20 protein-coding genes are annotated in these 24,613 nt (G+C 40.9%); 13 read left to right on the top strand and 7 right to left on the bottom strand.

Annotated features, from left to right (window positions below):
• Positions 1-129: 129 nt before the first annotated feature.
• From JWR87_RS10140 to JWR87_RS10090, 11 genes are all read left to right on the top strand, one after another.
• Positions 130-1,638: an FGGY family carbohydrate kinase gene (locus JWR87_RS10140; RefSeq protein WP_297819180.1), complete on the top strand. Its 1,509-nt coding sequence runs from the start codon at positions 130-132 to the stop codon at positions 1,636-1,638.
• Between the two features lie 550 nt (positions 1,639-2,188).
• A complete protein-coding gene (gene xylA / locus JWR87_RS10135; RefSeq protein WP_297819177.1) occupies positions 2,189-3,517 on the top strand; it encodes a xylose isomerase in 1,329 nt (442 codons plus the stop codon).
• Between the two features lie 280 nt (positions 3,518-3,797).
• The gene (locus JWR87_RS10130; RefSeq protein WP_297819174.1) at positions 3,798-4,784 is read left to right on the top strand and encodes an arabinan endo-1,5-alpha-L-arabinosidase; all 987 of its coding nucleotides are present in this window, start codon (positions 3,798-3,800) and stop codon (positions 4,782-4,784) included.
• A 203-nt stretch (positions 4,785-4,987) separates the two neighbouring features.
• Positions 4,988-5,638, top strand: a complete 651-nt coding sequence (gene fsa / locus JWR87_RS10125; protein WP_297819172.1) for a fructose-6-phosphate aldolase — start codon at positions 4,988-4,990, stop codon at positions 5,636-5,638.
• Positions 5,639-5,646: 8 nt separating this feature from the next.
• Positions 5,647-6,513 (top strand): transketolase, encoded by an 867-nt coding sequence (locus JWR87_RS10120; RefSeq protein WP_297819169.1) that lies wholly within the window; start codon positions 5,647-5,649, stop codon positions 6,511-6,513.
• 80 nt (positions 6,514-6,593) lie between these two features.
• Positions 6,594-7,547, top strand: coding sequence for a transketolase family protein (locus JWR87_RS10115; RefSeq protein ID WP_297819167.1), 954 nt, complete (start codon positions 6,594-6,596; stop codon positions 7,545-7,547).
• Positions 7,548-7,736: 189 nt separating this feature from the next.
• Positions 7,737-9,422 carry a ribulokinase gene (locus JWR87_RS10110; RefSeq protein ID WP_297819164.1) on the top strand — a complete coding sequence of 562 codons (1,686 nt, stop codon included), beginning with the start codon at positions 7,737-7,739 and terminating at the stop codon, positions 9,420-9,422.
• Between the two features lie 380 nt (positions 9,423-9,802).
• Entirely contained in the window at positions 9,803-10,498 is a 696-nt protein-coding gene (locus JWR87_RS10105) for an L-ribulose-5-phosphate 4-epimerase (RefSeq protein WP_297819161.1), read from the top strand.
• Between the two features lie 271 nt (positions 10,499-10,769).
• Positions 10,770-12,272 carry an L-arabinose isomerase gene (gene araA, locus JWR87_RS10100; protein WP_297819158.1) on the top strand — a complete coding sequence of 501 codons (1,503 nt, stop codon included), beginning with the start codon at positions 10,770-10,772 and terminating at the stop codon, positions 12,270-12,272.
• Between the two features lie 70 nt (positions 12,273-12,342).
• Positions 12,343-14,031: a sodium/sugar symporter gene (locus JWR87_RS10095; protein WP_297819155.1), complete on the top strand. Its 1,689-nt coding sequence runs from the start codon at positions 12,343-12,345 to the stop codon at positions 14,029-14,031.
• A gap of 423 nt (positions 14,032-14,454) precedes the next feature.
• A complete protein-coding gene (locus tag JWR87_RS10090; protein WP_297819152.1) occupies positions 14,455-15,348 on the top strand; it encodes an SDR family oxidoreductase in 894 nt (297 codons plus the stop codon).
• A 145-nt stretch (positions 15,349-15,493) separates the two neighbouring features.
• Here JWR87_RS10090 and JWR87_RS10085 read toward each other — a convergent pair whose 3' ends face one another.
• Together JWR87_RS10085 and JWR87_RS10080 are read right to left on the bottom strand one after the other, a co-directional pair.
• Positions 15,494-17,869, bottom strand: coding sequence for a M1 family metallopeptidase (locus tag JWR87_RS10085; protein WP_297819148.1), 2,376 nt, complete (start codon positions 17,867-17,869; stop codon positions 15,494-15,496).
• 21 nt (positions 17,870-17,890) lie between these two features.
• Positions 17,891-18,469, bottom strand: a complete 579-nt coding sequence (locus JWR87_RS10080) for a HupE/UreJ family protein (protein ID WP_297819145.1) — start codon at positions 18,467-18,469, stop codon at positions 17,891-17,893.
• Positions 18,470-18,544: 75 nt separating this feature from the next.
• Here JWR87_RS10080 and JWR87_RS10075 point away from each other — a divergent pair, with 75 nt between their 5' ends.
• A complete protein-coding gene (locus JWR87_RS10075) occupies positions 18,545-19,066 on the top strand; it encodes a DUF6702 family protein (protein ID WP_297819142.1) in 522 nt (173 codons plus the stop codon).
• A 136-nt stretch (positions 19,067-19,202) separates the two neighbouring features.
• Here JWR87_RS10075 and JWR87_RS10070 read toward each other — a convergent pair whose 3' ends face one another.
• The 4 genes from JWR87_RS10070 to JWR87_RS10055 form a co-directional block, all read right to left on the bottom strand.
• Positions 19,203-20,012 (bottom strand): hypothetical protein, encoded by an 810-nt coding sequence (locus JWR87_RS10070; RefSeq protein ID WP_297819139.1) that lies wholly within the window; start codon positions 20,010-20,012, stop codon positions 19,203-19,205.
• 48 nt (positions 20,013-20,060) lie between these two features.
• The gene (locus JWR87_RS10065) at positions 20,061-20,549 is read right to left on the bottom strand and encodes a heavy-metal-associated domain-containing protein (protein WP_297819136.1); all 489 of its coding nucleotides are present in this window, start codon (positions 20,547-20,549) and stop codon (positions 20,061-20,063) included.
• Positions 20,550-20,628: 79 nt separating this feature from the next.
• Positions 20,629-21,006 carry a hypothetical protein gene (locus JWR87_RS10060; RefSeq protein ID WP_297819135.1) on the bottom strand — a complete coding sequence of 126 codons (378 nt, stop codon included), beginning with the start codon at positions 21,004-21,006 and terminating at the stop codon, positions 20,629-20,631.
• Between the two features lie 513 nt (positions 21,007-21,519).
• On the bottom strand, positions 21,520-22,701 hold the full coding sequence (locus JWR87_RS10055) for an ATP-binding protein (RefSeq protein WP_297819134.1): 1,182 nt from the start codon (positions 22,699-22,701) through the stop codon (positions 21,520-21,522).
• Positions 22,702-22,809: 108 nt separating this feature from the next.
• Between JWR87_RS10055 and JWR87_RS10050 the strand changes: the two genes are divergently transcribed.
• On the top strand, positions 22,810-23,043 hold the full coding sequence (locus tag JWR87_RS10050) for a hypothetical protein (protein ID WP_297819133.1): 234 nt from the start codon (positions 22,810-22,812) through the stop codon (positions 23,041-23,043).
• Between the two features lie 215 nt (positions 23,044-23,258).
• Here the strand turns inward: JWR87_RS10050 and JWR87_RS10045 are convergent, their stop codons facing one another.
• Complete coding sequence (locus tag JWR87_RS10045) at positions 23,259-24,464, bottom strand: META domain-containing protein (RefSeq protein WP_297819132.1); 1,206 nt, start codon at positions 24,462-24,464, stop codon at positions 23,259-23,261.
• Between the last annotated feature and the right edge of the window lie 149 nt (positions 24,465-24,613).

Genomic DNA, 24,613 nt, shown 5'->3' with positions numbered 1-24,613 from the left:
TTTTCTTTAATTGAATTTAAATTGCAGCCCGTTGCAATACTGTAAAGCTTGCCAGTTTCGATAGTTCTCCGCTTTCATATATGCAATTAATAAGTAAACAAGTTTGTTTTATTATTAATCCAGGTAACCATGCTATTATTAGGTATTGACGTTGGTACATCTTCTATTAAAGTTTCAGTGGTCGATTCTCAAACACAACAATGTGTGGCATCTGCACAGTTTCCAGAAACTGAAAGTGAGATAAAATCACTTTACCCAGGCTGGGCAGAACAATCGGCAGAAATGTGGTGGGAACACGTACAGCAGGCAATTAAGCTTGTAGGCAATAATAGTAACATAAAGCTCATTGATATTGGCGCAATCGGTATTGCGTACCAGATGCACGGGTTAGTTGTTGTAGATAAAAACCAGCAAGTGCTTCGCGATTCAATTATATGGTGCGACAGCCGTGCAGTCCCTTTTGGTGAAAAGGCTTTCGAGGCTATCGGGGAGCAGAACGCTTTATCACACCTGCTCAATTCACCCGGCAACTTCACGGCTTCTAAATTGGCGTGGGTAAAGGAAAATGAACCTGGAGTGTACGATTCCATCGACAAAGTCATGCTTCCCGGCGACTATATAGCGATGAAGCTTACAGGTCAAGTGACCACAAGCGCTTCTGCACTTTCTGAGGGCGTTTTCTGGGACTTTCAAAAAGATGGCTTATCGGATGATGTGATAAACCATTTTAAATTTGAATCATCCTTTATCCCAAATGTAAATCCGGTATTTTCTGAACATGGTTATCTTCAAAAGGAAATAGCCGTGTCATTGGGTTTAAAGCAGGGGATACCTGTAACTTACAAGGCGGGTGACCAGCCTAACAATGCATTATCATTAAATGTGCTTAATCCAGGGGAGGTAGCTGCCACTGCCGGCACTTCGGGTGTTATTTACGGTGTAAGCGATCAGCTTGCCTATGACAGACACTCACGTGTAAACACTTTTGCGCATGTAAACCATGCAAGGGATGAGAAGCGTCTTGGTGTGCTTCTGTGTATTAATGGAACCGGAATTTTAAATCGTTGGGTTCGCGATAACATCGCTCCCGATCTGTCTTATAAAAAAATTGATGAGGCGGCTTTGAAAATAGCTCCGGGAAGTAACGGACTATATATACTTCCTTTTGGAAATGGTGCGGAAAGAATGTTGAACAATAAAATAATCGGTTGTCACTTTCATGGCATCGACTTAAATATTCATACCCGTGCACACATATTTCGTGCAGCCCAGGAAGGTATTGCTTTTGCCTTTAGGTATGGTCTCGACATCATGCGCGAAAATGGAATGAACCCTACCATCATCAGGGCTGGAAAATCGAATATGTTTTTAAGTCAACTGTTTACAGAAGCTTTTGTAAATGCCACAGGTGTTCCTGTAGAGTTGTATGAAAGTGACGGAAGTATTGGTGCCGCAATTGGTGCCGGAATAGGAGCGAAGGCTTTTGCAAATGAGCAGGAAGCGTTTAGTAAAATGAAGCGTTTACAGTTAGTTGAGCCAGGCAACCAGGAAGGTTATAATAAACTCTACCAGGAATGGAAAAAAGTATTGGAGATGCATTTGCACAAGGTGGAAGAAGGCATAGGGCATAAGGCGTAAGGCATTTTAGTTAATAGGTTATTAGGTCATTAAGATTAGGAATCAGGAGTGTGCATTTAAATAATATGTCGGAAGCAGGCGGCTAGCGGCTAGAAGCTGTTTGGTTTTCAGCTATCCTTCATTAATAATATTGGGGTGCTCCCTGCTCGGTCTTGTGGGGTTAATTAGTGCAGGGTTTTGGAATTCTATTGAAAATAAAAGACAGAAAAGAAAAGGTGGAATAGTAAAATATTGGTGAAGGTGAAGGGTGATTTTTAGAGTGCTGTTAAAGATTGAAGTTAGGTGATGGGGGTTACCAAAAGCTTGAAATCAATACTGTTTCTCAATTTTCACCCCTAGCCCAAACCATGTAATTGTGGAAATAAAATAAAAAGTACAAGTGTGCGACGCAACAGATGCTTAATAGTAGCATTGAAGCTTAGTACATAAATATTATAAAGACTGAATCAATAATTCGTTGGTAAAAAATATAAATCAAAAGTTGAAAAGCTTGCAGCTAATAGCTTTCCTCACAATATTCTCTCATTAAATAAAATAAAAACAGATAGCTATGTCAGTCTTAATTGGTGAAAAAGAATTTTTTCCGGGCATCCAGCAGATTAAATATGAAGGGCCTGAAAGCGATAACCCGATGGCGTTTCGCTGGTACGATGAAAATAGAATGATTGCAGGTAAAACCATGAAAGAGTACCTGAAGTTTTCTTGTGCTTACTGGCATTCGTTCTGCTACGACGGTGCGGATCCTTTTGGAGGCCCAACGTTTTTTCATCCCTGGAATCAAAAAGGCGATGCTGTTGAAAGGGCAAAAGATAAGATGGACGCAGCATTTGAATTTATGACCAAATTGGGGGTTGACTATTATTGTTTTCATGACCTGGACGTGGTTGAGTACACAAATGACGTGGTAGAATATGAGAAGCGTTTGCAGGCAATGGTTGAGTATGCAAAACAAAAGCAGGCAAAAACAGGGGTTAAATTATTATGGGGTACAGCTAATGTGTTTTCACATCGTCGTTATATGAATGGTGCATCTACCAATCCTGATTTTCATGTGTTGGCGCATGCAGCTACACAAGTGAAGGGAGCTTTGGATGCAACTATTGCACTGGGTGGTGAAAATTATGTGTTCTGGGGTGGAAGAGAAGGTTATATGAGCCTGCTTAATACCAATATGAAAAGAGAGCAGGAACACTTAGCAAGGTTTTTACACACTGCGAAAGATTACGCAAGAAAACAAGGGTTTAAAGGCACTTTCTTTATAGAACCTAAACCTATGGAGCCTACAAAACATCAGTATGATTATGATGCTGCAACTGTTGTTGGCTTTTTACGTCATTTTGGTTTGGCTGATGACTTTAAAATCAACCTAGAGGTGAACCACGCAACTTTAGCGGGTCATACTTTTGCCCACGAGGTGCAGGTTGCAGCTGATGCGGGAATGTTAGGTTCGATGGATGCTAACCGCGGCGATTACCAAAACGGTTGGGATACAGACCAGTTTCCAAACAGCGTGGAAGAGCTAACCGAAGCGATGCTGATAGTATTGGAAGCCGGTGGATTACAAGGCGGCGGTGTAAACTTTGATGCTCGTATCCGTAGAAATTCTACTGACCCTGCAGATCTTTTTTATGGTCATATTGGTGGCATGGATGTATTTGCAAAAGCCCTGATTAGCGCAGAAACAATACTGAATAAATCAGAATATAAAAAGCTTCGTGCTGAACGCTACGCTTCGTTTGATAGCGGTAAAGGGGCCGCCTTTGAGCAAGGGCAATTGTCACTCGAAGACTTGAGACAATATGCTATCGAAAATGGCGAACCTGAAGTAAGAAGCGGAAGACAAGAGTATATGGAAAACATGGTTAACAGGTATATTTAACTTGATAGCATTTGTAAGAGCAAGATGAAAACAGAAGGCTTTCTGTCTTGCTCTTACAAATGCTTCTTTGCATTAAGATTATTTTTGTGTTTTTACTTCATAACCTGGACGCCTGACTTCCGATATTTGGTCTGCTGCTCGCTAATATAGAAAAACCTATTTCTTAAGCTCCTTGTATCACTTATCTTCAGCCTTGTTTGTTTTAGCAGATTGAAACAGAGAGGAATAACAACCAGTTAATGCCTGAACAAATAAGCAGTTGAATTAAAATATTTACATCATGAAAGGTTTTACAGGTGTTTTTGTACTACTTTTTTGGGCATCTTGTTTATATGCTCAGCAAGTGGATATTAAAATTCCTGCTCACGATCCTGTTATGATTAAGCAGGGAGATACTTATTATCTTTTTTGCACCGGTTTTGGAATTACCGTTTATTCCTCAAACGACATGAAGACCTGGAAGCGCCGGAAATCGGTTTTTTCTAAACCTCCCGACTGGGCAGTTAAGGCAGTCCCCGGGTTTAGAGGACACGTATGGGCGCCCGACATCAGTTTTCATAATGGTAAATATTACCTCTACTATGCTGTTTCTGCTTTTGGAAAAAATACCTCTTGTATTGGTGTCGCAGTAAACAATACGCTTGATAGTGCCTCTGCAGACTATGAATGGAAAGATCTTGGAAAAGTAATACAGTCAGTACCCGGACGAGACTTGTGGAATGCAATAGACCCTAATCTCATCGTAGATGAAGACAATACGCCGTGGCTGGTTTTTGGCTCGTTTTGGGAAGGAATGAAGCTGGTAAAGCTAAATGCAGACCTGGCAACTGTAGCGCAACCAGAGGTCTGGCGTACAGTTGCCCGCAGACAAAGAAACTTTTCTGTTACTGATAGTTCAGCAGGAGATGCTGCCATTGAAGGACCTTTTATTTTCAAAAAAGACAAATATTATTACCTTTTTGTATCGTGGGATTATTGTTGTCGGGCGGAGAAAAGCGACTACAAGGTGGTGGTTGGCCGAAGCGAAAGAGTTACAGGGCCTTATATTGACAAGACCGGGAAAAGTATGGTTATGGGAGGTGGCTCTTTAGTACTCGAAGGTGATAATAAGTTATGGTACGGAGCGGGCCATAACTCAGCATATACTTTTAATGAGAAGGATTATATTATTTATCACGGTTATGATGCGCAAGACAAAGGCCGGTCAAAACTTATGATAAGGGAGTTAAACTGGAGCGATGGGTGGCCTAAAGTGGCAGTTCAATAGGAACATGAATTGCGGTTTTCTTTACGCGTTGCAGAATTTTTAAATAAGGCAGTTAAAACACCATTAACACAAATACAAGGAAACCAATTAAGTAGTTGATCTATGAACAGAAAGGTTTTGTAGAACAAATAAATTTATTTGCATTATTTTGACCCTTCAGAAACCCATCAACTGCTTTCATTAATTCAGAAACAAATCATGCTATGAAATTTTTTATTGACACAGCGAATCTTGCCCAGATAAAGGAAGCCAATGAGCTAGGGATATTGGACGGAGTTACGACTAATCCATCTCTTATGGCCAAGGAAGGAATCCGGGGCGAGGAAGCAATTAACCAGCATTACAAAACCATTTGCGAAATGGTCGATGGAGACATCAGTGCCGAAGTCTTAACTACCGAATTTGCAACCATTGTTGAAGAAGGTAAAAAGTTGGCTGCACTGCATCCAAACATTGTTGTGAAAGTTCCGATGATCAAAGAAGGTATAAAAGCAATTAAATGGTTTACTGATAATGGCATAAGAACAAACTGTACACTGATATTTTCCGCCGGGCAAGCTATTCTTGCAGCAAAAGCAGGTGCCACATACATCTCCCCATTTCTTGGCCGTATAGACGACAGCGGCTGGGACGGTATGCAACTCATAGAACAAATTGTTCAGATTTTTGCAATACAGGAATATAAAACTGAAATTTTAGCAGCATCAATCAGGTCTCCAAATCATATAATTCAAGCTGCCCAGGCCGGTGCTCATGTATGCACCTGCCCCCTCGAACCAATCTTAGGTCTACTCAAACATCCGCTTACTGATATTGGACTTGCCAAATTTTTGGAAGACGCTAAAAAAATGTAATTAAACTTATGGAAATACAAGATTTAAAAAATGTAGGTGCACAGGTACGCAGAGACATTATTCGCCAGGTGCACTCATCTCAGTCCGGTCATCCGGGTGGGTCATTAGGATGCACCGATATGGTCGTTGCTCTTTATTTCAATGAAATGAAGATTAATGAAAATAAGAATGCCGAAGGATTTCTGGAGTTTGTTAGAGAAGGAATGGGTGAAGACCTTTTCTTCCTTTCAAATGGTCATATTTCACCTTTGTTTTATTCGGTATTGGCAAGAAGAGGATATTTTCCTATAAGTGAGATGAGCACTTTCAGAAAGATTAATTCCCGTCTTCAGGGCCATCCGGCTACTCATGAACATCTTCCCGGAATCCGTGTCGCATCTGGTTCTCTTGGCCAGGGCTTGTCAGTAGCCTGCGGAGCTGCCTTTGCGAAAAGATTAAGAAAAGACGATCGCTTAGTATACGTGATGATGGGCGATGGTGAGCAACAGGAAGGGCAGGTTTGGGAAGCCGTTCAGTTTGCGCCGCATCATAAACTCGATAATCTCATAGCTATTATAGATTGGAACGGTCAACAAATTGACGGACCTACAGAAAAGGTGATGAACAACCTTGATCTCAAGGCAAAATACCACGCGTTCGGCTGGGAGACTGTTGATCTTGATAATGGTAACGACATGCAACATGTTGTTGAATCTTTAAAAGAGGCAAAAGAAAAAACAGGAAAAGGAAAGCCAGTGGTTATCTTAATGAGAACCGGCATGGGCTACGGCGTAGACTATATGATGGGTACTCATAAATGGCACGGTGCTGCGCCAAATGATGATCAATTACTTGTTGCATTAAATCAATTACCTGAAACTTTAGGAGACTATTAGAGTTTAAAGTTGAAAGTATAAGGTTGAAGAACTTTACACTCAAAATTTCAAACTCGAAACTTCAAACTCAAAACTCATTCATGAAAAAATACACATACACCGATAAAAAAGATACCCGTTCAGGTTTTGGTGCAGGCATAGCAGAATTAGGAAGATCAAATCCTAAAGTAATTGCTTTATGTGCGGACCTGGTGGCTTCTTTAAAGTTAGATACGTTTATAAAAGAGAATCCTGAGCGTTTTATACAGGTCGGAATTGCTGAAGCTAATATGATTGGTGTTTCTGCCGGTCTCGCGCTCAGTGGTTACATTCCCTATGCAACTACGTTCGCAAACTTTGGTTCAGGTCGTGTGTACGACCAGATCAGGCAAAGTGTTGCTTACTCAGGCACGAATGTAAAAATCTGTGTTTCGCATGCGGGTCTAACATTGGGAGAAGACGGTGCCACCCACCAAATCCTCGAAGACCTTGCAATGATGCGTGCTATGCCTGAAATGACTGTTATCAATCCTTGCGATTATAACCAGACCAAGGCCGCCACCATCGCTATCGCTGATTATGAAGGCCCTGTTTACCTGCGTTTTGGTCGTCCTGTTATGCCGATTTTTACTGCCGATGACCAGAAGTTTGAAATTGGTAAAGCATGGACTGTTAACGAGGGAAAAGATGTAAGCATTTTCGCCACCGGTCATCTTGTTTGGGAAGCAATTCTTGCAGGAGAAATTCTGGAGAAAGAAGGGATTGATGCCGAAATCATAAACATACACACCATTAAGCCATTAGACAATGAGGCAATTCTAAAATCAGCGTCCAAAACAAGATGTGTGGTTACCGCCGAAGAACATCAATTGAATGGCGGGCTAGGCGATGCAGTTTGCCAATTACTAAGCCGAAATATTCCAATGCCGGTTGAAATGGTTGGAGTAAATAATTCTTTCGGCGAAAGTGGAACACCTGCTCAATTAATGGAAAAGTACGGTCTGAATGCAAAAAGCATTGTTGAATCTGTTCGTAAAGTGATGGCAAGAAAATAGCCCAATAAATAACCAGTTACACAAATAACCCTTTTTAAACCAAACAAATTATCAGTTGATGTTTTGGTAACCGGCAGCAGGGCTTACTCAAACATCGTTGCGTCGCACACGTCTACCGCAACAAAAAATCAGCGATTTTGAATTGAATGGTTTAAAGCCCCTTTAGGGGTCTGGGGTAAACCTTTTTATATGATTGCTTCCGAACAATATGTAATCGGTGTTGACTATGGTTCAGACTCCGTAAGAACCATCATCGTCGATGCAGCCAACGGCCGTGAAGTAGCTGCTTCCGTTTTTTACTATCCCCGCTGGAAAGAGCAGCTCTATTGCAATGCTTCCCTTAACAGGTTTCGTCAGCATCCTTTAGATTATGTTGAAGGGCTGGAAGAAACGATTAAAAGATGTATTGTACAGGCAGGACCCGAAGTTGCTGCAAAAGTAAAAGCCATCTCCGTTGATACCACCGGCTCAACGCCTGTAGCTGTAGATAAAACCGGAACACCACTTGCTTTGCTTCCAGGGTTTGAAAACAATCCAAACGCCATGTTTGTGCTTTGGAAAGATCATACATCGGTAGATGAAGCCGCAGAGATAAATGCCCATTCAATAAAATTTGAGACCAACTATCTTCAATTTGTAGGAGGCATTTATTCCTCTGAATGGTTCTGGGCAAAGCTGTTGCACATACTCCGTGAAGATGAAGAAATCAGGAGTAATATTTATTCTTTTGTCGAACACTGCGATTGGATTCCCTTCTTATTATCAGGAGGCAACAATATCCATCAAATGAAGCGAGGCGTATGCGCTGCCGGCCATAAGATATTATGGGCAAAAGAATGGGACGGACTACCACCAAATGATTGGTTTGCTGCACTTGATCCTCTTTTAGACGGTTTTACAGCCAAACTTTTTAAAGATACTTATGCCTCCGACAAGCCCGCAGGAACCATCAGCAAAGAGTGGGCTGCACGCCTCAGTTTACCTACAGATGTAGTTATAGGAGTGGGCGCTTTCGATGCACACATGGGCGCAGTTGGCGGACAAATTGAGCCTTACCATTTAAGCAAAGTGATGGGGACATCAACTTGCGACATGTTGGTTGCACCAATTGCTGAGGTGGAAGACAAACTGGTAAAAGGAATTTGTGGACAGGTTCCCGGATCTGTAATTCCCGGTATGATGGGAATGGAGGCGGGGCAATCGGCTTTTGGTGATGCTTATGCCTGGTTCAAAAACGTACTCATGTGGCCTTTACAAAATATACTTTCAAAATCATCGGTAGTAAGCGCAGCTGTAGTAAAGCAATTGGTAGATGAAACGGCTGATAAAATTATTCCTGAACTGAGCAGGCAGGCAGCCGGTTTACCCCTTCAGGAAGATGATGAGCTAGCGATAGATTGGTTCAACGGACGGCGAACACCGGATGCAAACCAGGCACTCACCGGTGCCATTTCAGGTCTGGCATTAGGAAGTGATGCTGCGAAAATTTTTCGTGCAATTGTTGAAGCAACCTGTTTCGGAGCCAAAGCAATCGTTGACCGGTTCAACCAACAAGGGGTTACTGTAAAAGGTTTGATAGGAATGGGCGGTGTAGCGAGGAAATCGCCTTTTATCATGCAGATGATGGCGGATGTAATGGACATGCCAATACGCATACACAAATCAGAACAAACATGCGCTTTAGGAGCGGCTATGTTTGCAGCAACTGCTGCGGGCATTTTTAGCAAAGTAGAAGAGGCAATGGATGCCATGGGACAGGGGTTCGATGCAGAATACCATCCTAATCATGAAAATGTGACGATTTATAAAAAGCGCTATGAAAAGTATAGGAGGCTTGGAGGGTTTTTGGAGCAGGAAGTAATGAATAATGAATAGTAAATAATGCTTCCTGGGGATGAACAATGAATAACGGAGTTCGTTAAAATGAAACGAATTTTATGGGAATTAGGGTTATTTTAAATAGCCTTAGATGAAGGAAAATATTTTAAAAATAAAAAGCTACGACTTTGCTATTAGAATTGTGAAACTCTCACAGTTCCTACAACATGAAAAAAAAGAATTTGTGTTGTAGGAGCTGTTATGAAGAAGTGGTACAGCAGTGGGAGCGTTAATTAGGAAGACCGAGTATGATTGCCACGAGTTATTGAAGTTGCTGATTGCACCGGTAAAAACCACTAAACAAGGAATACAAGATTGAATGATTAATAAAAGAATAGCCGAAATTTTTATTATTTATTATTCACTATTCATTAATTATGAAATATAAAGAAATACGCGAGGTGGCATTTGAAGCAAACATGCAGCTTCCGAAATTAGGGTTAGTACTTTTTACATTTGGAAATGTAAGCGCTGCTGATCGTAATTTAGGTGTGTTTGCTATTAAGCCGAGTGGTGTTCCTTATGAAGAATTGTCTCCCAAAAAAATGGTGATTGTCGACTTTGAAGGGGTAACTGTAGAAGGTAAACTTCGTCCATCTTCTGACACACTAACCCATGCTGTTTTGTACAAGCATTGGGAGAAGATAGGCGGCATTGTTCATACACATTCTACTTATGCTACCGCATGGGCACAAACACTTCGCAATATTCCTAATTACGGAACTACGCATGCTGATCATACCACCGCTGACATTCCCTGCGCTCCTCCAATGAGCGACGAAATGATACAGGGCAATTATGAGTATGAAACAGGGTTTCAAATAATTAATTGTCTTAAAGAAAAAGGCTATAGTTACGAGGAAGTGGAAATGATTTTAGTAGGAAATCATGCCCCTTTTACATGGGGTAAAACGCCGGGTAAAGCTGTTTATAACAGTGCGGTTCTCGAAAATGTTGCACAAATGGCTTATCTGAGTGAACAGATAAGACCAAACAATCCTAAAATGAAAGATGCATTAATAAAAAAGCATTTTGAAAGAAAGCACGGCCCTGGTTCTTATTACGGGCAATAGAACCTGGATTTATTGGATTGGAAGGATTGGGCGGAAATTAGATATTCCGCGGGTTTGGATTTGTATGAAGCAGCACTAACTGATGACGCGGAATATAAAATGCGCGGAAATGTTCCGAATTACCGCTCCTGCTCCTTAAGGAGGAGAGGTGGAGGATGAGGTGGAAAAGATGCCTTATAAAAATCGGTACAAGTGTGCGACGCAACGATGATGCTATAAAAACTAAAGCAGGGTAACAAAAAGAATTTACTAAACTATAACCGCAGTATTAATGATAGATTTAAAACAGCTGGAAATCTGGTTCGTAACCGGTAGCCAACACCTGTACGGCGAAGAAACACTACGGCAGGTTGCTGAACACTCTCGAACCATCGCTACATCTTTAAATAGCGCTACTCAAATTCCTGTAACGGTTGTTTTTAAACCAACTGTAAAAACAACCGAAGAAATTTATGGTATTTGCCAGGAGGCTAATGTGGCTACAAATTGTATCGGTATCGTTGCCTGGATGCATACATTTTCTCCTGCTAAAATGTGGATCGGCGGATTGAAAATTTTGAAGAAGCCTTTGCTGCATCTGCATACCCAATTCAACAGGGACATTCCGTGGAGCGATATTGATATGGACTTTATGAACCTGAACCAAAGCGCGCATGGCGACCGCGAGTTTGGGTTTATGATGACACGGATGCGCATTAACCGAAAAGTAGTTGTTGGACATTGGGAAGATGAGCAGGCACGTGAACAAATAGGTGTGTGGGCAAGAGCAGCAGCAGGTTGGAACGATTGGCAAGGTGCAAAATTTGTTCGCTTTGGTGATAACATGCGCTACGTGGCTGTAACCGAAGGAGATAAAGTAGAAGCTGAATTGAAATTTGGCTTTTCAGTAAATACGCATGGAATTGGTGATTTGGTAAAGGTGATAAATGCAGTAAGCGACGCCGACATAAATACTTTGATTGAAGAATATAGCGACAGGTATACACTTTCGGCAAATTTGAGAAAAGGCGCAGAAGGGCATCAATCGCTGATCGAAGCAGCCAAAATAGAAATTGGTTTGCGAACATTTTTACAGCATGGAAACTTTAAAGGTTTCTCAGACACCTTTGAAGACCTGCATGGAATGGTTCAATTACCGGGAATAGCTGCACAACGTTTAATGGCGCAAGGTTACGGGTTTGCGGGCGAGGGTGATTGGAAAACCGCCGCTCTGGTGCGGGCAATGAAGGTGATGGGAGCGGGGCTTCCGGGTGCAAATGCTTTTATGGAAGATTACACTTACCATTTTGATCCGTCTAACCCGATGGTATTAGGTTCTCATATGCTTGAAGTAGATGAAAGTCTTGCTGAAGGTGAGATCTCTATCGAAGCTCATCCATTAGGAATTGGTGGCAAGGCAGACCCCGTTCGAATGGTCTTTAACTCAGGTGCCGGTGCGGCGCTAAATGCTTCTATGGTTGATATGGGCAACCGTTTTCGGTTGATTGTAAATGAAGTGGAAGCTGTAAAAGCGCCTCATGATTTACCAAAACTTCCTGTTGCACGTGTACTTTGGAAACCGTTACCCGATATGAAGACGGGATGCGCTGCATGGATTTATGCTGGCGGCGCTCACCACACAGGTTATAGTCAGAATCTCACGGCTGAACATATGGAGGATTTTGCTTCTTTTGCAGGTATAGAATATGTTTTGATCGGAAGGGAAACTAATCTTTATCAACTGAAGAATGAGCTTCGCTGGAGCGAAGTTTATTACCAGATAAATAAATCTTAGAAATAATTAACAACGTAGTAATTTAACCTTTTTTAAAAAAATAAATAAGTTTTAACCCTGCTATCTGCTTATGAAAAATGGCTTAACAAACCTGGACATTGCCGTATTTGTGATTTACTTCATCATTGTGTCGGCTTATGGCTATAGTATCTACAGAAAACGAAAAAAAGACGAACACGATGCAAAAGCTTATTTCCTTGCTGAAGGAACGCTGACATGGTGGGCGATCGGGGCTTCTTTGATTGCCTCTAACATCTCTGCAGAACAATTTATTGGAATGAGTGGAGAGGGTTTCTTTCTCGGTATAGCCGTGGCGGCGTACGAATGGCTGGCAGCGGTAGCACTTATTATTGTGGCTGTTTGGTTTATCCCCGTTTATCTTAAGAACCATATTTATACAATGCCTCAATTTCTTAAAACGAGGTACAATGAGTCGGTTGCATTAATCATGGCGATCTTCTGGCTGTTTCTATATGTATTTGTTAACCTGACTTCTATTTTATATTTAGGGGCTGTAGCAATTAACGGACTTGCGGGTGGCGAATATCTACACGTCATTATGCTTGGTCTTGCCATATTTGCATTACTGATTTCTCTGGGGGGTATGAAAGTAGTTGCATACACCGATGTTATCCAGGTAGCGGTATTAATCGTGGGTGGACTCGTTACTTCTTATATTGCCTTGTCTGTAGTGGGCGAAACTTACAATGGTCCCGGAAGCGGCGCTATTGCAGGCTTTAAAACCCTACTTACTAATGCTCCCGAGCATTTCAAAATGATTATACCAAAGCCAACCGCTACATCTACTCAAAACGACATAAATAAATACCTTACGTTTCCCGGACTTGCATCTTACGCTGCCGGTATCTGGATTATAAATCTTAACTATTGGGGATGTAACCAATACATTACACAACGGGCGCTTGGTGCAGATTTACAGACAGCAAGAAACGGAATTTTATTTGCAGGATTTTTAAAGCTAATGATGCCTTTGATAGTAATGCTTCCTGGTATTGCTGCTTTCGTTTTATATAAGGATGGTCATTTGCCACAGTTGGTAGGCGGAAAAGATGGAGCATACTCTGCAGTACTTACTTTTCTTCCAACAGGTTTAAAAGGTTTGTCTGTTGCCGCTTTAACCGCAGCCATTGTTGCTTCTCTGGCGGGCAAAGTAAACAGTATCTCTACCATTTATACTTTAGACATACATAAAAAATATTTCGGTAAACAAGCTGATGAAAGAAAGCTCGTATACATTGGAAGAGCGGCGGTGTTCATAGCTATGATAGTAGCTGTAATATTTACCTGGGGAGACATTCTCGGCATCGGTGGAACTGGCGGATTTACCTTTATTCAGAAGTACACCGGCTTTTTCAGTCCCGGCGTATTTGCCATGTTTTTCTTAGGTATGTTCTGGAAAAGGACTACAGGCGCCGCTGCAGTTGTAGGGGTCATACTAGGCTTCCTGTTATCTGTATTCTTCAACGAACTTGCCCCCGGCATTACAGGGCCGGAAACCTTCTTATATACTGCTTATCCAAATGGTAAAGGTGGGTTCGAAATTCCTTTTCACATCTGTATGGGTTTATCATTCTTTTTTACAATGATAGCTATGATAGCTATTAGCATGGCTGGTCCTAAAGTTAATCCTAAGGCATTCGAGCTAGACACAACAATGTTTAGACTCAAGCCTCAAACGCTCGCATTAATTGTTGTTATGTTATTGTTGATTGCTACATTATATATCAGGTTCTGGTAAAAAGTAAGCATTCAAATAAGTCTGAAAGGGTTGGCAAGTTGCCAGCCCTTTTTTTATTTCATCTATATAATGGAAACAACCACTAGTGTAAGTAAGTTTTTTGATACAGACATTTAGCACCTTTCAGCTTCGGTTGCGTCGCACACTTGTACGTTTTTACAACAGCTCAACTTTCGCACGCCACCATGATTGCACTGGTACTGCGAGGCAGTCTGCCATCATTCATTTGTCAGCACATGATCTAGTATATATTCTTGTTTTTTTACAGTTTCCAGGATGTAGATCGTTTACATGTTTTGGGTACTAAATTGCAAAACAGCAACAAATAACTCCACAGGTTAAAAGACGGCAACCGGTCCGCACGTCAATGAACCCAGCTGGCATAATATATGAATTTGATTTCTCGAATTAAAAATATTTATTATGAGTTCAGCAGAAAATAGCAATATGCAAAACCCGGTAGAGCAGTACGACAAACCTCCTTTCCCTGATCAAAAGCAACAACCACCTGGTACAGAAAGTGAAATGACACCGCAAGCAGATCACGGCGAGACTTCTTATAAAGGTTCAGGCAAACTGGCCGGAAGAAAAGCCATAATTACCGGCGGAGACTCTGGCATAGGACGGGCAGTGGCCATAGCATTCGCCCGCGAAGGAGCAGATGTCCTGATCTCTTATTTAAATGAGCATGATGACGCGAAAGAAACCGCAAGGTACATTCAGGATGCAGGGCGAAAGGCGGTGTTAATGCCGGGTGATATCCAAAGCGAGGAGCATTGCAAAAGCATTGTAAATAAGGCGCTGGAAGAATTTGGACAACTAGATATTTTGGTCAATAACGCCGCTTACCAAATGTCTCACGAATCGTTGCAGGAGATCACCGCCGAGGAGATAGACCGCACTTTTAGAACCAACATTTTTGCGATGTATTATTTATGCAAGGCAGCCGAACCACATTTAAAACCTGGAAGTACAGTGGTAAATACTACCTCAGTAAATGCATATAAGCCTTCGCCTGGTTTGTTAGCTTACGCGCCCACCAAAGGAGCTATTCAAAACTTTACCGCAGCTTTAGGGCAGCTATGGGCAGAGAAAGGTATTCGTGTAAATTGCGTTGCGCCAGGCCCAATCTGGACCCCTCTGATACCTTCTACAATGCCCCCCGAAAAGGTTAAAAGCTTTGGGCAGGATGTTCCTTTAGGACGGGCAGGTCAACCGGCAGAGCTTGCACCAGCTTATGTTTTGCTTGCATCGCAGGATTCGAGCTACATGACAAGTTCCACTATCCAGGTTACAGGTGGTACACCCACTATTTAGACCTGTACAGCCAGGCGGTATCACTTTGGCTTGTTCCGTTATCAAGCGGAATATTAAGATGAGTGCTTGAAATATCGAGTATATAAAAAAGCTCTTGTAAGAATATTACAAGAGCTTTTTTATATACCATTAGAGCGTTTACCTATTACAACGATTTGTTTTCCCTTGCTTTTTGCATCGGAGTTATTCCAGACGATTGTCCACGTCCCGCGCCTTGTTTTAATTTAAATAATTCAAAGCGAGTAGGAGGTGTAGCAGTTGCCCCCCACCTATTATTCGTCTCATCAATATCTGCAGTCTCTTTTAAAGGATCTAACTGTATAGATGCAACTTCCTTATTTTTCATAAATGATTTTACCACCTGTTTTTCGTTTAACCTCCATATTTGTGCAGGTACCCGATCTGTTTCTTTGGTGCCGTCTTTATAAGTCCATTCTACTATGATTGGCATTACCAGCCCGCCCTTGTTAGTAAACGTGAGCTGGTAGAAATATTTGTTTGCAAACTTAGCTTTTGCTGCTTCATCCAACGGCTCGAACCTGCCAGGCACTGGCACCGCGTATTTCACAGAGTCATATGTTTTCATCCCACGGCCATAACTCCAATAAAAATCACGTAAAGAAGTATCTACGTCAGTATAGTAATGAATACTGGTATCCTGCCGGTTCCTGATTTTAGAAATGTCTTCGAAATCGTTAAGGATAGGCTTTGCCAACGCCGTCATCGTTGTAGAATCGCCTCCTTTTGGGATCGAGTTAATGTCTGGTCTCATAAACTTAACCGAGTCAAGAGAAATGTCAGTCACATCGGTACTGTAAAACCAGCCTCTCCAAAACCAGTCTAAATCTTCACCACTTGCGTCTTCCATTGTTCTAAAAAAGTCTGCAGGTGTTGGATGTTTAAAAGCCCAGCGCCGTGCATACTGCTGAAAAGCATAGTCAAATAATTTACGCCCCATAATAGTCTCCCGCAAAATGTTTAAACCAGTTGCAGGTTTTGCATAGGCATTAGGTCCAAACCCTATAATGTTTTCTGAGTTGGTCATTATCGGCTCCAACTGGTCTTTGGGTAGTTTCATGTAATCCGTGATTGCCCAAGCTGGCCCTCTTCTGCTAGGGAACTTATTATCAAACATTTCTTCAGTAAGATATTGAACAAAAGTGTTCAGCCCTTCGTCCAACCACGTCCATTGGCGCTCGTCGCTGTTTATGATCATCGGAAAGAAATTGTGTCCCACCTCATGAATAATAACTCCAATCATCGCGTTCTTAGTCTGCTCCGAATAGTTACCATCTTTATCAGTTCTGCCATTATTGAAACAAATCATCGGGTACTCCATACCATTACTTGCCTCTACACTCTGCGCTACCGGGTAAGTATAAGGAATACTAAAGTGAGAATAAGTTTTTATAGTGTGCGCTACCACTTTTGTCGAATACCTGCGCCACAGTGCATAAGCTTCCTTACCGTAAAAACTCATACACATAATTTTTTTACCTTCTACTGTGGTCGGCATTCCGTCCCAAACGAATTTGCGGGAGGATGTCCACGCAAAATCCCGTACATCTTTTGCTGCAAATACCCATGTTTTTGTGGCAGCAGATTTTTTGATTTCCCTTTCTTTCGCTTCTGCCAGCGTCACAATTTCTACAGGTTCTTTTGCTGTTTGTGCCTTTTGCCACCTGGCTAATTGTGCCGCAGATAATACTTGTGCATAGTTTTGACACTCACCTGTTGCACCTACTACATGATCAGCAGGAACGGTCATTTGAACTTTATAGTTACCGAACGTTAGTGCAAACTCTCCCCGCCCTGCAAACTGGTGGTTTTGCCATCCCTGGAAATCACTATAAACACATAGTCGCGGGAACCATTGCGACATCGTAAACAGATAATCTTTCGTATCGGGGAAAAACTCGTAACCTCCACGTCCTCCCTGCACCATCCTGTCGCTAATGTTATAGTTCCAATCGATTGAAAAGATAAATTTTTGACCCGCTTTTAAAGGGGTTGGCAAATCAACCCGCATCATTGTTTTATTTACCAGGTATGGCAAAGCCTTTCCTGTCGCATCTGTTATTTTAGTAATGTTTATACCAAAGCCGTTGTCTTTGTTAGGATCTTCCAAAGCAGACAATGCCTGTGTGGTAACTTGTGATGAAAGACGATTGCTGCTTTGATAGCCCGCATTTTTTATTGAGCTATGCTCATTCTCATCTAGCTGTAACCATAAGTATGACAGGACATCCGGTGAGTTATTGTAATAAGTAAGAGTTTCACTGCCGGTAAGCCGCAAATTCTTTTCATTTAGCGTTGCTTTTATATCGTAGTCACATCGCTGTTGCCAATAACGGTTGCCAGGGGCGCCGCTGGCGGTTCTGTATTCGTTAGGTGTTGGAAGAACCGTACCTAGCTGCTCAAATTTGTTAGCATGATTAGAGCCGGGGTTATTTTCTGTAATTTGAGCCTCTGCTGTACACAACCATCCTGTTGCAAAAAGGAATATGAAAAGTTTTCTCATCTGTTATTATTAAAGGTGTTTTTATAATGGAAACCTTTCGATAGCCATTTTTAGTGATACTAGTAAAACCGCTGCTGATATTGAAAGCATCCAGTACCTGCGATTCAGTTTCAAATTATCAATTAAAACATAGGCAAGCAAAAGAATAAAGATCAGTAGTACAATTTGACCCGCCTCCAGGCCCAGGTTAAACGACAGCAGCGACCATCCTAAATGCTGATCTTTAGCAAGCATGAATTTTAAAGCATTTGCAAAACCCAAGCCGTGAATAAGGCCAAAAAACAGGGCAAAAATATAGTTTAATTGTATGCCTTTTGGGGTAGAAGCAGGTTTAACAATATTTGCAGCAGCTGTAATAAAAATTGTACACGGTATAAGAAATTCAACTAAATCAGATGGAAGTGTAAAGATGTCAAGGGTACTTAGGGCGAGCGTTATAGAATGACCAATAGTAAAAGCGGTAACAAGAACTAGTACCTGCTTCCATTCTTTGAAGGTATATAGAACCGTAAGCACTAGAATAAAAAGTTGGTGATCGAGCGCGTCCCAGGCAACAATGTGTTCCCATCCAAGGGTAAAATAAAAACCAAAATTACTCATTAGTTAAAAAATATCTTTTACGATAATAGGTTCAAAATAAAACAGAGTTTTGTATACCATTAAAGAATTTTTCTGATGCACTCAATCGTTCACAAGTTTCTTTTATTCGTAAGTCTTAGTATGGTGCTTTTTCTTACTTCCGCAAATACTTACAAGTTTCATCCTTTTTACGTAAGCGTTACCGAGATGAACTACAATGAAAAGTCACAGTCGTTTGAGATAAGTTGCAAGATGTTTGCAGAAGATATAGAAGACGTTCTGAAACAAAATTACAAAACCGCTATTGATCTAAGCAACAACAAGTTGCAGTCGCAAAACAATCGTTTGATGAATGATTATATGACGAAGCACATTTCATTCAACATAAACGCAAAACCCTTGAACTTTAAATTCGTAGGATTTGAAAAAGATAAAGAATCCATTTATTGTTACCTCGAAGTGCTGAATGTGCCTGCAATAAAAAAGCTTTCTGTTACCAACTCAATTTTGCAAGATTTCAAAAAAGAGCAGATAAACATCATACACGTACTTGTAAATGGTAAGCGCGAAAGCACTAAAATAGACTATCCTCAGAACCAGGCTAACTTCAGTTTCTAAGTGAAGGGATTAGGCCTTTTTAATTAAATTTTGCTCAACTTCTCTTATTTGCAGTACGCTACTGTTCACTCCTTATAAACATAGTCTACTAACAGCCAAAAATGATCTTACTCATTTTTTCATCTTCAAAAAAGTGTCAATAAACGTTAAAGAAGTTGTATTCTAATCTTACAAACAGTCCATTCGGAGCTGTCCTTTGATAAGTGCTGTTTAATTGTTGCCTGTATCCGACATCTATTCTGGCAACGCTGTTGAAGATGAGTTGTACCGACGGAGCAACATCCATATAATATTTCCCCGATCCTACATTGTATTGATTTAAGAATTCGAGCATCAGGTTCACGTTGGTCTGCTTATAGTCTGTATACTCTTTTGGTAACATTAACTTACCAACAGAAAGTGTATAATTTAAGGCTTTACTGTTACCACTGCCATACGGATATTTATGCTTGTTTCCATTGTCTCCGGCGTTTAAAAATGATATGGCTGATGATAAAGCTACCTTATGTAGTAGTTGAGTTGCAACTACCCCCGTTTCGAACCCTGTATTGTGGCCGTACAGATTTACTTCCTCCTGGTGAATATCGCTATTGTTGAAACTGTACCTGCTAAAAGCAGCCATACGAAAATGCTTTTGAATATCATCGCTGCTAAGAAATCTATACTTCATATAAACACTGCCGCCCTCCGTTATCAACCCTCCGTTTCGATTACTTAAAAAACCGTCTACATGTATCATTATTTTTTTTGATACACCTATCATTATTTCAGGAACGGAATGGTAGGTGATACGGGAACCGATGTTTTGTTTCATCATGAAGTTATTCATCCTTAACCCTACGCTTTTAGCCGCCATGTTACTTGCAGGTTCGGTAAAAGTATACAGCTCCTGGCCGATCGCCGTTATCGATAATAACAGCATCGCTACTAATAGTTTAGTCTTCATTATAAGAATTTAAAGGGTTTTACAGAATTAGTAAAACCCTTATATGAATTAGATGGTTACGTTATACACGCCGTTGCCTGTGGCTGTAGTTGCCAGTGTATATTTTTTAAATTCCTTACCCGACACAAAACCTTTGTCAACTATTTTCACTTGTGTGTTCCCGTCTAAGGCTTGATCTTTAGCATTTATTATATAAAAAGTCTTGTCACCGACTTTGACCGGCTGATTGTTTTTTACCTGGACGTTATTGAAATTTACCGCCGCTACAAAATTTGCCACAGTAAAGCCAGCATCTTCCACCTTCTTTTTCAATTGATCAAAGTCTACTTTCGCACCTTGTTTAAAGGTTACTTCAAATGTGGAAGTTTTGATGTTTGGTTTTACATTTTCTACAAAGTCTATTGACTTTAAAGATTTGTTTATAGAATTACTGCACATACTGCAGGTAAGACCGCTTGCCTGAATAGATACTTTAGTGACTTGTGCCGTTGATGCAAATGATACAACGATGGCTATTAGAAAAAAAACTGTTTTCATTATATTTTGTTGAATTATTAATAAGAATGGTGATTAAAAGCCATGGAATTACCCATGCCTCACAATTAATAATTCAGTTCTATATTCTAAAAACACAGTTTAATATGCACAGGGAAGTGCCGGAAGCATTTGGGGGAGAGTTATTATAAGTTCTTGAAGCTGCGGCTATACCCGAAAGATCGGGTTCAGCAAGTTTATACTGCCTTTTTAAGATGGCAGAAGCTGGAGCAAAGCTTATTTCATTGCTTGTATGCTGATGATTGTCGTTTACTTTAATAACCTTAAGCTCATCTGAGCAGCAATCCTCGCCAGGCTGCGTTCCACATTTACTACAGCCGTCTTCTTTAACAAGATTCACAGAAGAGGCCTTACCCATACAATAATGGGTATAAACCGTAGCCCCTGTTGTAGTGGCTAAATAAATAAAGGTTAATATGGTAACAAGAAACTTTTTCAAAACCGATGCTCTAATTTATAGAACTATTTTTTGCTGCTGATATTGCTTTTCGTAGCTTATTGAGGCACGTTAGCATACGCGAAGTTAATATTTATGAAGGGAAATGAACGTCCCCTCATCTTTATAACATTTCTTTTTTGTGAGCTACAAAGTTATCCCGCCAGGTTTGTTCTGGGGTGCTCGTTTAAAATCTCTCAGTTTACAAAACCGGCGAACTATTACCTGAAAAAGCAATCGCAGAAGCTCTAAAGCGTAAATAATATTCTATTTTACCAATGTTCAACTGCGAAATAAATCGTGTTAGCCTTTTGTAGTGTAAAGCCTTCTATGTTTAATAAAGAACAGAAGAAAGTTTTGGGAATTGAGCATCAGCGCTACTATAAACCTTTGTTGCGTCGCATACTTCTACGGTTGTAGTCGCATTAGCAGCCTAACTTCTATTTATTAACTCGCCATCAATTTTATGATACCACCCGGTTTAAATTTTTGAACCGAAAGGGATAGGTGTATCACTTAATCAATAGGGAGAAGCGCTTTAAAACTTGCTCCTTCCCCTGGTTGGCTTTCCGCCCAAATACATCCCCTATGATTTTCGACTACTCTTTGTACAATGCTCAGTCCAACTCCTGTACCCGGGTAGTCGGAGGTATTGTGTAAACGGGTAAATACTTTAAAGATTTCTTCAGCATATTCCTGCTCAAATCCAATTCCATTATCTTGTAATTGAATCAGGTGATACTTTTTATCTGCCTCTGCAAGTGGCTGACTTGCCTTTACTTCACTGCCACTTACTTCATCTGACGAAATCTGTAAAAGCGGGGGCAAATCCGGCTTTGTGTACTTTATTGAGTTACTTATTAAATTCTGAAAAAATTGATGCATTTGTCGGCTATTCCCGCGCACCTTGGGTAGACTTGCAACCGAAATTTTTGCAGCTTTTTCTGCGATCTCCAGCTCCAGGTCTTCTAATACGTCTTTGACCAACTGATTCAAATCGATCTCCGACATTTCCCCCGTGCCCTCACTAATATTCGACAGGGTTAATAAATCTTCTATCAGCTTTTCCATCCTGCTGGTCGAATTTTCAATACGTGTAATAAACTCCAAAGGCTTCCCGTTAAGTTGTTCCCCCAACTCCGTTTTTAGTTGGTCGATAAAATAATTTATCTTTCTTAAAGGTGCCTGCAGGTCGTGCGACGAGGCGTAGGCAAACTCCTCGAAACTTGAGTTTGATCTTCTCAGTTCATTATTAAGATCGCGAAGCTTTAAATTAATATTGTTTAATTCTTCCATCTTGCTTTTTAGCTGGTCCTCGTAGTTTTTCTTGTCAGTCTGATCCTGCGTTATTTTTACAAATCCTACCAGGTTTCCTTGCTCATCCGTAATTCTTGTTAAAACGACAAACGCCCAAAACAAGTCCCCGTTCTTTTTTCTTCGCCAGTTTTCAGATTCATATCTGCCTGTTTCTTTTGCCAGTTGTACCTCTTTTTCAGGCAGGTTTTGTTCTCGTAAGAACTGAGGAAAAAGAATGCTGAAATTTTCTCCTATCGCTTCCGCTTCAGTATAACCTTTCATTAATTCGCAGCCTTTATTCCATGTTCGAATAATTGCATTAGTATCAATCATAAAAACCGCAAATCCTTTGATTTCTGCTACTACCTTCGGAAAATAAGTTTCCAATGACCTCTCAATCATATTTGTTACAGGTTTACTTTACATAGGTTGAATAAATTTGCATGCCAGTAACAAAAAACATTGTATGCTATCAATGATGAACCTTCTCTCCAAATTTAAAATGGTATTGTGTTTTTGTCACTACAACTGGTAGCATGTAGACAGGAAGATGAAAAAGATGAAAAAGGAGAAAAAGGAGAAAAAGGTTATGTCGTATACATTTTTCCCGGTAACATAAGATTTGTGGAAACAAAGGATTCTTCTGACGCTAACAATAAAAAGAACTTTATAACAATAATTTTTCACGGGCATTTTCATTTACCCCTGAAAATGCATTTTGGAACGAATACTAACAAAAATTAGTTCGGACAAGTACTGTTAAAAGTCTTCGGCGCAGGTAAGAGGCAGCGCAAGATTGCGCCGAAGCAAGAATTGTTGTCAAACTTATGAGTAAACCAAAGACAGGTTCAGGTTAAAACCATTTTGGTATAGTTACGTTACAACGTAAAAAGAGGTCGCCTCAACCTTAGTTTTGAGACGACCTCTATCTATTTATAATTCCTATATCCTTTGCTTATTTATAATGCATTTTTCGAAAAAATCATTAACACCTGGTCACCTTGTTTAATACGGAATTGATTATTAGTGACGTCGTATGAATCTGCACGACGTAAACGATCCATAAATGCAGCCTGGTCGAAGCCACCTATACATTCAACATTTGTAGAAGGAGTCGTCTCGTCGAAATGTAACTGGCTTCCATTAACCACGATACTTCCAACTGCACTGTTGCAACCTGTATATGCTGTGAAGCTTCCATTATCGATGTACATATTTAAGGTTGGCAACATAAAATTGTTACCGTTAACTGCAGTTAAGGCAAATGGAATAGTTACATTACTATTTGCCCCTGCTTCGGTTCCTACCGTTGAGTCAGTGGCTGTTGTTGTGGTAGCTGCTGTACCTCCTGTACCAACTGTTCCGGTTGTACCTGAGCCTGATGCCACGGCAGTAGCATTAGTTGCTGCTGTCATTCCCTCTGACCCTGGTGCTCCTGTCGGTGTTCTTCTTCCCGTGCTACCTGTTGTGCCGGTATTGATGTTCGCTGTTGCATTTAATGCTGCAATAGAATCTTGTGTCCTTGCTGCTGCTGCCATGTTAGCTTGATAACGGGCCATAACTGCTTCGGGAGTCCAAAAACTTGCATATGTTTCAGGCCTTCTTGTATCTGGCAACCAATTAGCCGCTACTTCTGGTGTTAAAACTAACTGCCATTGGCCTACGGCTTCAGGTGTAAAGTTTGTATTGCGACGCCAGTCTTTGTTGTAAGTCCATCCACCCGCTTTAGTCATTTGATCGGGGCGCAAATACTTCTCAGGGTTTTGCATGTAGTTGTTTGGATCATACACGTCCCAATTAATTGCGCCTGGCTTAGATGTGCTGCTATTGTTCCAGCTAGCGGAAGCCATACCCGACTTAGATCCTGAATTTGCCGAACCTGAAGCAGATGTCGTCGTCGAAGAAGAAGCAGACATGCCGCTATTATCGGTTGTTGAAGTGCCTGCCGCTGTGGTTGAGGCTGAACCGGTAGTAGTAGCTGTACCTGACGATGATGCTACGGAGCCCGAAGTTGTTGCATCAGCAGTAGTGCCGGTACCTGTTGTAGATGCAGAAGCATTTATCCCTGAATTTGCAGATGTACCGGAGGTGCTACTTGTGTTCCGTGTGCTGCTACAATTTACCAATAGGATGGCAAGAGGTAACGCTAAAAATGTCTTTTTCATAAAGTGGTCTTTTTATTACTTGCATCCCATACAAAATGGTGCCAAAAATGAAAGAAAATGTTAAGGAGTTTAATTCGAGGGGAAAAACTGGCAGGAAAAATTTTGTATAGTAGGTAAAGCGCTTTTGTTTTTAAAAAGCTAGCGGAATG

The organism is Segetibacter sp., assembly GCF_025963695.1.
In the GTDB taxonomy this organism is placed as follows: domain Bacteria; phylum Bacteroidota; class Bacteroidia; order Chitinophagales; family Chitinophagaceae; genus Segetibacter.
The sequence above is the reverse complement of the archived record's forward strand: the minus strand, read 5'-3'. Positions and strand labels throughout refer to the sequence as shown.

Coding starts and splice junctions, on each gene's coding strand:
- JWR87_RS10120 (WP_297819169.1), top strand. CDS start 5,647: ATGGAAATACAAGATTTAAAAAATGTAGGTGCACAGGTACGCAGAGAC.
- JWR87_RS10105 (WP_297819161.1), top strand. CDS start 9,803: ATGAAATATAAAGAAATACGCGAGGTGGCATTTGAAGCAAACATGCAG.
- JWR87_RS10110 (WP_297819164.1), top strand. CDS start 7,737: ATGATTGCTTCCGAACAATATGTAATCGGTGTTGACTATGGTTCAGAC.
- JWR87_RS10130 (WP_297819174.1), top strand. CDS start 3,798: ATGAAAGGTTTTACAGGTGTTTTTGTACTACTTTTTTGGGCATCTTGT.
- JWR87_RS10115 (WP_297819167.1), top strand. CDS start 6,594: ATGAAAAAATACACATACACCGATAAAAAAGATACCCGTTCAGGTTTT.
- araA (WP_297819158.1), top strand. CDS start 10,770: ATGATAGATTTAAAACAGCTGGAAATCTGGTTCGTAACCGGTAGCCAA.
- JWR87_RS10080 (WP_297819145.1), bottom strand. CDS start 18,469: ATGAGTAATTTTGGTTTTTATTTTACCCTTGGATGGGAACACATTGTT.
- JWR87_RS10140 (WP_297819180.1), top strand. CDS start 130: ATGCTATTATTAGGTATTGACGTTGGTACATCTTCTATTAAAGTTTCA.
- JWR87_RS10095 (WP_297819155.1), top strand. CDS start 12,343: ATGAAAAATGGCTTAACAAACCTGGACATTGCCGTATTTGTGATTTAC.
- JWR87_RS10070 (WP_297819139.1), bottom strand. CDS start 20,012: ATGAAGACTAAACTATTAGTAGCGATGCTGTTATTATCGATAACGGCG.
- fsa (WP_297819172.1), top strand. CDS start 4,988: ATGAAATTTTTTATTGACACAGCGAATCTTGCCCAGATAAAGGAAGCC.
- JWR87_RS10065 (WP_297819136.1), bottom strand. CDS start 20,549: ATGAAAACAGTTTTTTTTCTAATAGCCATCGTTGTATCATTTGCATCA.
- JWR87_RS10055 (WP_297819134.1), bottom strand. CDS start 22,701: ATGATTGAGAGGTCATTGGAAACTTATTTTCCGAAGGTAGTAGCAGAA.
- xylA (WP_297819177.1), top strand. CDS start 2,189: ATGTCAGTCTTAATTGGTGAAAAAGAATTTTTTCCGGGCATCCAGCAG.
- JWR87_RS10075 (WP_297819142.1), top strand. CDS start 18,545: ATGCACTCAATCGTTCACAAGTTTCTTTTATTCGTAAGTCTTAGTATG.
- JWR87_RS10045 (WP_297819132.1), bottom strand. CDS start 24,464: ATGAAAAAGACATTTTTAGCGTTACCTCTTGCCATCCTATTGGTAAAT.
- JWR87_RS10085 (WP_297819148.1), bottom strand. CDS start 17,869: ATGAGAAAACTTTTCATATTCCTTTTTGCAACAGGATGGTTGTGTACA.
- JWR87_RS10090 (WP_297819152.1), top strand. CDS start 14,455: ATGAGTTCAGCAGAAAATAGCAATATGCAAAACCCGGTAGAGCAGTAC.